6 protein-coding genes and 1 pseudogene are annotated in these 7,762 nt (G+C 42.3%); 1 reads left to right on the top strand and 6 read right to left on the bottom strand.

Annotation, left to right across the window (positions count from 1 at the left end; all coding sequences use genetic code 11):
- Nucleotides 1-187: 187 nt before the first annotated feature.
- The 5 genes and pseudogenes from MiSe_RS46050 to tnpA all read right to left on the bottom strand — a co-directional run bounded on the left by MiSe_RS46050 (nt 188) and on the right by tnpA (nt 5,127).
- Nucleotides 188-661 carry a thermonuclease family protein gene (locus MiSe_RS46050; RefSeq protein ID WP_226593579.1) on the bottom strand — a complete coding sequence of 158 codons (474 nt, stop codon included), beginning with the start codon at nt 659-661 and terminating at the stop codon, nt 188-190.
- Between the two features lie 370 nt (nt 662-1,031).
- Nucleotides 1,032-1,340, bottom strand: a complete 309-nt coding sequence (locus MiSe_RS46045) for a hypothetical protein (RefSeq protein ID WP_226593578.1) — start codon at nt 1,338-1,340, stop codon at nt 1,032-1,034.
- Nucleotides 1,341-1,516: 176 nt separating this feature from the next.
- Entirely contained in the window at nt 1,517-4,081 is a 2,565-nt protein-coding gene (locus MiSe_RS46040) for an alpha/beta fold hydrolase (RefSeq protein WP_226593577.1), read from the bottom strand.
- Nucleotides 4,082-4,286: 205 nt separating this feature from the next.
- A pseudogene (locus MiSe_RS46035) lies at nt 4,287-4,628 on the bottom strand (MATE family efflux transporter); the annotation flags it as partial.
- An 85-nt stretch (nt 4,629-4,713) separates the two neighbouring features.
- On the bottom strand, nt 4,714-5,127 hold the full coding sequence (gene tnpA / locus MiSe_RS46030) for an IS200/IS605 family transposase (RefSeq protein WP_226593574.1): 414 nt from the start codon (nt 5,125-5,127) through the stop codon (nt 4,714-4,716).
- A 28-nt stretch (nt 5,128-5,155) separates the two neighbouring features.
- Here tnpA and MiSe_RS46025 point away from each other — a divergent pair, with 28 nt between their 5' ends.
- On the top strand, nt 5,156-6,421 hold the full coding sequence (locus MiSe_RS46025) for an RNA-guided endonuclease InsQ/TnpB family protein (protein WP_226593572.1): 1,266 nt from the start codon (nt 5,156-5,158) through the stop codon (nt 6,419-6,421).
- On the opposite strand, the gene MiSe_RS46020 is transcribed toward MiSe_RS46025, so the two are convergent.
- Nucleotides 6,413-7,519, bottom strand: coding sequence for an MATE family efflux transporter (locus MiSe_RS46020; RefSeq protein WP_226593570.1), 1,107 nt, complete (start codon nt 7,517-7,519; stop codon nt 6,413-6,415). The genes MiSe_RS46025 and MiSe_RS46020 overlap by 9 nt on opposite strands.
- Between the last annotated feature and the right edge of the window lie 243 nt (nt 7,520-7,762).

Raw genomic sequence — 7,762 nt, 5'->3', positions numbered from 1 at the left:
AAAATTGACTCTTGTGGGATGGGCATCCTGTTTGTCCATCTGAAAAATTGACTCTTGTGGGATGGGCATCCTGTTTGTCCATCTGAAAAATTGACTCTTGTGGGATGGGCATCCTGTTTGTCCATCTGAAAAATTGACTCTTGTGGGATGGGCATCCTGTTTGTCCATCTTATCTAATCTGGCGCTGTTATCGTTGACTTTGACCTGCTGCCCTTTGCAATACAGCAAAACTATTAGGACAGTAATTCCGGTATCTTGGCGTAAAACGCGCTATCCTCTCTCTTACCAATACTTCTTGAACCAGCATTCCATTAGCCAATCTTGCATCTGCTACGTAGCGCCCAAATCGATCTTGACCTGTAAAACTTAGTTGTACCCGCATATTTGCTTGCTCAAATATCTGTCTCAATCTATCCCTTGATCTCAACGCCTGCGGGGTTTGAGAATATCTCAGATCTTCACTATCTACACAAGCAAGACGAACCGTTATTTCATTACCACCTTTGATATTTGCTACTTTGATAGTGTCTCCATCACTAACGCTTTGTACGCGATATTCCCCATCAGCGGGGCGGGGTTCGTTAGCAGTTGCTGAATGGGCGCAGTTTACCGAAAGTGCAAAGCAAATAACGAGAATCGACAATTTTTTGTAAATTAGCATGTTTTAACCAACCAAGTATTTGTCCTTGCTTGTTAATTATAAACAATGCTTCCTAACTATAAGTAGGTACAAGTAAATAAAGTGAAAATAGTTATGAAAGTGTGGGGCGGGCGGGACGCCCACCCCACAAGAGTCTGAAATTATTGTGGGGTGGGCGTCCCGCCCGCCTTTTGTTCAATTTAGTAGAGACGTTACATGTAACGTCTCTACTCACCTACTTAATTGCAGCAACAATTTCAACACTGGTAATTGCTATGATAAATAAATCGTGATTCAAAGCCGGGTCAAATAATCCTAAAAACCAAGCTGAACCAGCTTCATTGACGTAGCATTTAACCAATGCACTACTGTCTAGGAATTAGACTGCCATCTAGCGGCGTTCCTCAATAATTGTCTCAGAAACAGGCTTACCCTCTACGTGAATTAACCGCCGCTGATTCAGCCTTTCTTGCGACGGTTTCTTAATCTGCCGCACTAAACCAGAAGTTAATAATGCTTGATGGAATGCACCCATCCGCTTAGCCGCATCTTCTTTAAGAGTAAGGTAATCTTGAATAGCTTGGTTAAGCTGCTGTAACTCCGCTAATTCAAGTGTTTTAAGTTGGTCTAGTAAGTAGGTGCAGCTAAATAAAGTGAAAATAGTTATATAAAGATAGGGCAGGCAGGATGCCCACCCCACAAAGCTTTCAACTCTCTTGTGGGATGGGCGTCTCGCCCGTCGGGTGTTCAGTTTATTTATACCTATCTACTTATTTGAGCGAGGATTACCTGTGCCATAAGCATCAACCTTTGATCAGCTAGGTTCTACTTTCTATTTTACATCAAATCAACCCGCCCCCGCGTAGGATGATGCTATTATCGGTCAGCACAATAATCAAGATTCAAATAGATATAAGGATATAAATTTTTAAACCATTTATCCCAAACTGTTCTAGCTGAACGACTGCCAATAAATCTATTAACTGCATTTTGCCATTGTCGATCGTTGGCAGGTAATACCATGCCATAGGCATCGCAAGTTAAAGGTTCTTCAGGGATTAAAGTATAGCGATTTAAAGGCAAATTTCCTCGCAATGCTGCGGAAATTAACAATATACCTTCGCTAGCCAAAGCATCAATATTTCCCCGCACTAAAGCCTCCATACCTCTGCCTAGTCCCCCTGGAGGTTCAAAATAAACTTGTCTTGCTTGTGGATATCGGCGTCGGATAAATTGCTCTGTAGTAGTTCTGCTTAACACCCCGACGCTGATATTCCTCAGATTGCCCGTCGGGTTAATTATATCTTTGTTATCTGTCGATACTAAAAAATGCGTTCCTGTAATAAAGAATGGAGTTGAAAACGCAACTCCAGGAATATCGGTTCTAATAGAATAAGGGCCGCAGGTCAGATGTACCTGGTCTTTTTGGACAATGGCAAACCGATTTTCTAGAGTTGCTTGCACGGTAATTTCTAGCTTGACTGGTGCGTTGAGTTGTTGCTGGAGATGTTGCGCCATTGCATTGAGGAAATCGACGCAATAACCAGTTCGCTGAACGTTAGAATCTTCATAACCCCAGGGAGAAGCATTGTTAACAACTCCAACTTTTAAAACACCCGTTCTTTTAATTTCTTCTAAAATAGGTAGGGTGCGGCTAGCTACAGGAGTTGTTGCTAATTTGGGGAAGATTGGTAATGGTGGCGTGCCGCCAAAAGCTTGTTCTAGTTGTGTTGGAGTGAGCGATCGCACAAAATTTACTTTGACAGGTTCTCTACCGATAAAATTAGCATAGGCCGAACTTAAATAAGCTCGATATTCTGCGCGATCGCCTAAATAAGTTTGCACAAAAGCCAAAGTCAATCCTTTAAGATATCCTTGCGCCAAACTTGGTTCTGGGCCAGCAAAAAACTGATTTAAATTGCTCAGGGGCGTTCCATCTCCCGCCGTTGTTGCGGTTGCATCGATAAATGTATGACCGCTATTAACCATTATGGCTAAATATTTTTCTTTTGTTTTCAACCACAGAAACGGATGTATTTGTTCGGGTACAATTGGTGTAATAACATCGCCGCTACCTCCCACTATCATAGTAGGAATTTGAATATTACCGATATTTTCGGGGCCAAGAACCGTGCTAGCAAATGGACTGACTGCGATCGCAGCTTTAATTCGCCCATCGTATAAGTTATAATTAAACGCTGGTAAGCGGTTGGCGAGGCATTGCAAAATGATAGAAACATTTAAAGTAGGGCGTTCATTTTGACATTCTTGTTGCAATCGTTCGTTATTCAATTCTGCCCCCGCCATTGCTAACGCTGCATAACCGCCTGTAGAATGCCCAAGTAAAACTACCCGTTGTGGATCGATTTTCCCTGCCAGATCGGAATTTGCTTCTAACTGATCTAAGGTATATTTAATATCCAGGGAGCGGTCGATAAATTCTACCGGGTTAATATCGCTTCTCACCAATCCTTCTAATAAAGCTTGTCTGCGTCTGGCGTTACTACCAATATGTTCTGGAACTACTACAGCAAACCCGTGGGATGCTATATGTTTTGCCAGATAAACAAACATCTTGCGATCTGCACCCAAACCATGGGACATCACTACAACGGGCGCTTTTTTGGATATTCCTTCAGGTAGGTAAAGATCGACTTCAAAACTACGACCAATTCTCCTACCAAATGCAGATTGACGGTTACGGTTGTTGGTTAAATCGAGGGTGCGTTGGGAAACCTGAAAGCTGCCCGGTTGACTAGGATCGGGTAATTTAGAGAAATCTATGGGAGAATCGGCGGCGATTTCTGCTTGCATTTGGTTGGCGATCGCTCCCGACAAAATGCTATTTTTATAATTAGTAAAAGCTGTAAGTTCCTGGTTTAACTCAAGCAGCAATTGAGCATTAATCCAAATTCCTTCTGAAGGGAATCGGCGCATTACATCGATTAAACTAAAGCCTTTTGTTTCTCGCGCTGCCGCAATTAAAGCTACTCGCAGATCGCTAAAACCATTTTGATTTTGTTTAGTTTGAACCACTTGCCCTAGTCGTTTTAGCAGCATTTCTCCTGATGGCGAGTGCGCTATCCGCGACACAGCATTTTGACCCAAATTCAAACGACGGTTCAATAACTCTCGCAATTGAGCTAAAATTTGGGCATTTAATAATTGGGCATAAGATTGCAGTTCGCTATTAACTTCACCTGTTTTGGCAAAGCTTTCTAAAGCATCAACCGACAGCGAAATCTGGAAAGGACCATAAGGGATATAAAGTTTTTCGGCGCTGATAGCTGGTGTTGGTTTTAACGCCGTTGGTAGGATGGCGATCGCTAAAACGCCAGCAGAGATACAGCGGATTGCAAGCGAGTGCAGTACAGCCTTGTGGCTTGGTTTGTGTAGAGGCAGTATTAATGCTGCCTCTACACAAACCAAGGTGTATCTCATCCGAGTGCAAATCGCTATAAAATTGAGCGAATGCTTTGGCTTTATTGGCGCTTTTTTTACTCGCTTGACCGGATAATAACCCTTAATGCGATCGCTTAAAATCATATCTGGCTAGCAGAATTAAAGGCTGTCATCCAGTAAACAACAAAATTAGATGTAAGAATGTTAAGAAATATACATTTGCTGCGATAGCGCTTCCTCACTTTTAAGTTTTTACTAGGTTTTTATTATTGCGTAAATTGAGCAGCAATTTACGCAAGCGCCAAACGAATACAATAGCAGCGATCGCAATCCCAATCGACTGTCCTATCCACAAACCAGTCCCGCCGAAACCCAGGGGAAATCCCAGTAAATAGCCACTCGTTAACCCAACTCCCCAAAATGCTGATAAACTCAGCAACATCGGGATGCGAGTATCTTGGAGTCCGTACAGCGCGCCTTGTGCAGTCTTTTGCAAACTATCCAAAATTTGCGCGATCGCAGCTACAGTAAGCATAGGCTTTGCCAGTTCTACCACGTTACCATTCTCTGGCTTGGCAATATCCAACTTAATGCGGCTTTCTTGTCACCCGTTATAGCGCTTCGCTTAACGGGTGGGGAATTGCCGCCAGCAAGTAAACGCGCAGCACGATTTAATTTGGTACTGATTGTTGTTCAACGTATTTTTTTAACTGTTCAATCGTAACGCCACCACAACTAGCTACAAAATACGAGCCAGTCCAGAACACAGGTTTATAGTAGAAATTGCTGAGATGTTCCGAAAATTCTTTGCGGATTAACCGACTAGATACAGTCTTAAGATTACCGATTAATTTACTCAACTGAACTTGTGGCGGATATTGAATCAGAAGATGCACATGGTCTGAAGAACCATTAAACTCGATAATACTTGATTCCCACTTGTCACAGGTATCCTTAAAGATTTGCTCTAGTCTATGCAGCAAATCTTTCGTAATCACCTTACGCCGATACTTAGTGACAAAAACTGCATGAGCGTTAAGTAAGTAAACAGACCTACAGCCTTTTTCGTATAAAGATGTTGACATAATGCGTTAAACGATTTAGGATACTGACATGATGATAACGTACCAGTACCGAATTAAGCCTAACTCCGAACAAATTGCCATCATGGACAATTGGTTAGAGTTGTTGCGTCGGCACTGGAATTATGCGTTAGGGCAAAGGTTGGACTGGCTGCATCGTACTCGTTGCCTGATTGACCGATGCTCAATTATCTCGGAGCCAATTGGCGAAATACCTGAAACCGTCAATTATTACACTCAGCAATCAGCACTCAAGGAAACCAAAAAATTATTTCCTGAGTACAAAGATATTTATGCTGAAGTTCAGCAAATTAATATTCAAAGATTAGAAAAAGCTTGGTGGCGTTGGTTAACACCGGATAAAACCCTTAAACGTGCTGGTAGACCACGCTTTAAAAAGAAAGGTGAATTACGTTCGTTTTGTTTTTCTAGAGTCAATCACCCAAAAGCAGCTTGTTTTTTAACAGGAACTAAATTACGAATTCCCCGAATAGGAGAAATACCAGTAATTGTACATCGTCTTATTCCTAACGGATTTACACTTCATACGGCAACCATTGTTAAAAAAGCCGATGGTTGGTATGTTTGCTTAAGCATAGAAGATGGCAGTGTACCGGCACTAATGCCAATAGATACTATAAAAACAGCAGTTGGCATTGATGTCGGTTTAGAGAAATTCTTAGCCACATCAGACGGTAAAATTGTCCCGATTCAACAAACCTATAGAAAAGCTCAAAATCATTTAGGTAGACAACAAAGGAAGTTGGCTCATCAACAAAAAGGCTCCGCTAACTATCAAAAGCAAGCTAATAAGGTCGCCAAAATTCATCAACGAATTCAAAGACAGCGAAAAGATTTTCATTATAAAACAGCACAGTTCCTGGTAAGACAATATGACTTAATTGCAGTTGAAGACCTGAATATAAAAGGACTTGCTCGTACTCACTGGGGTAAATCAATTTTAGATGCAGCTTGGGGAAGTTTCATTACGATACTGGAAGCAGTGGCGGTAATACGCGGCGTTCGTGTGAAGAAAGTTAACCCGAATAATACATCTCAAGATTGCTCAGGGTGTGGAGTTAAAGTTAAAAAAGATTTATCAATTAGGTGGCATTCTTGCCCTCATTGCCATACTGAATTAGACCGTGATATTAATGCGGCAATAAATATTTTAAAGAGAGCAATTGAGGATTTTAAAGCGGTGGGACTCATCGTTTCTGCTTGTGGAGGCTTAGAGATTACTCGGCCATTGAAACAAGAAGCAAAGGAAATGTTAGCTGGGTTTCAGTTAGCATAATTCTTTTGAAGCCCCCGTTATACCGCTTCGGTTAACGGGGGAGAACGTCACATATAAGCCAATAACTTGCTGAGGAAACATCAACAGCGCCATCGTCATTAGCGTCATAAATCCCATCCCAACAAACATACTCACATATCCGGCGCGGGTTGCACCTTCCAGGTTTTGCTGTCCAAACCACTGTCCGACGCGCGCAGTTGTAGCGAAGGACATTCCCAGGGGTATCATGAAGATAACTACGATGGTTTGAAATACAATTTGATGCGCCGCCAACACATCGGTTCCCAAAATTCCCATCAAATAGGTAACAACGGTAAACAATCCAACTTCTAACGCCGAAGATACCCCAATCGGCAAACCAATGCGGATTAAATCCCCAATAATTTGAGGTTTAATTTGATGTAAATCTTGAAAAAAACAATACTTTTTCAGTTGTTTATGTCTCAATATGTAGACAACAAGCGCCAAAAATATGCCCCAAAGACTGATGACACTTGCGACAGCAAGTCCGGCAATTCCCATTTGAGGAAATCCCAATTTACCAAAACCCAAAACATAGTTACCCGCGATATTAAATAGCGTCCCAGCAATGACAATTGCCATTATTGGACGCGCTTCTTGCAGCGCCGCCACCACGCCTCTAAGCACAGAAAATGCCACCGCCGGGAAAAATCCCCAAAGCATTATATCCAGGTAAGTATTTGCCAGGGTTACCGTTGTTGCTGCTTGTCCAAGCTGACTCATGATAGTATCCATCTGTCCAATTAGCAGCATCATCGGGATTGTCAAAACCAGCGATAACCACAATCCCTGGCGCGCAATCAAAGCGATTTGACTTGGGCGATTTGCGCCGTAAGCTTCTGCCACAAGTGGGGTGACTCCCATGACAAATCCATTCGTGGTGACTAATACCGCGCCAAAAGTCAGCGCCGCCAATCCTCCTGCGGCGAGGGTTTCTTGTCCTAACCTGCCCATCATGACGCTATCGGCGAATCCGGTGATAGATTGGGTAAGTTGCGCGATCGCTAACGGAATCGCCAGTCTTATAAACTCCCTAATTTCTGTTGTGATATTCGATTGAGCAAATATTAGTGACATAATTTAGCTGTAGAATGCTATCCCTAAAAAGGTAGATTTTTTGGTTTTTAACCTGCCAATTTTATCTGATAATGATCCCTGGTATTTTATCATATATCTGCCTAACGACTAAAGTCGCGGCTACACAAACAAAGTCTGCCTACGCAGACTTTAAAATCGGCGGAATTTATAACACATTTAAGCCGGAAAATAAAGCTCAATAAAGCCTGCGTAGGCAGGCTTAGTTTGTGTAGCCCCACCCTT

It is taken from the genome of Microseira wollei NIES-4236 (assembly GCF_020521235.1).
Classification (GTDB): domain Bacteria; phylum Cyanobacteriota; class Cyanobacteriia; order Cyanobacteriales; family Aerosakkonemataceae; genus Microseira; species Microseira wollei.
This window is presented reverse-complemented; position numbering and strand designations above follow the sequence as displayed.

Excerpts from the sequence above, each read along its gene's own strand:
- MiSe_RS46020 (WP_226593570.1), bottom strand. The coding sequence starts at position 7,519 with ATGTCACTAATATTTGCTCAATCGAATATCACAACAGAAATTAGGGAG.
- MiSe_RS46040 (WP_226593577.1), bottom strand. The coding sequence starts at position 4,081 with ATGAGATACACCTTGGTTTGTGTAGAGGCAGCATTAATACTGCCTCTA.
- MiSe_RS46050 (WP_226593579.1), bottom strand. The coding sequence starts at position 661 with ATGCTAATTTACAAAAAATTGTCGATTCTCGTTATTTGCTTTGCACTT.
- tnpA (WP_226593574.1), bottom strand. The coding sequence starts at position 5,127 with ATGTCAACATCTTTATACGAAAAAGGCTGTAGGTCTGTTTACTTACTT.
- MiSe_RS46025 (WP_226593572.1), top strand. The coding sequence starts at position 5,156 with ATGATGATAACGTACCAGTACCGAATTAAGCCTAACTCCGAACAAATT.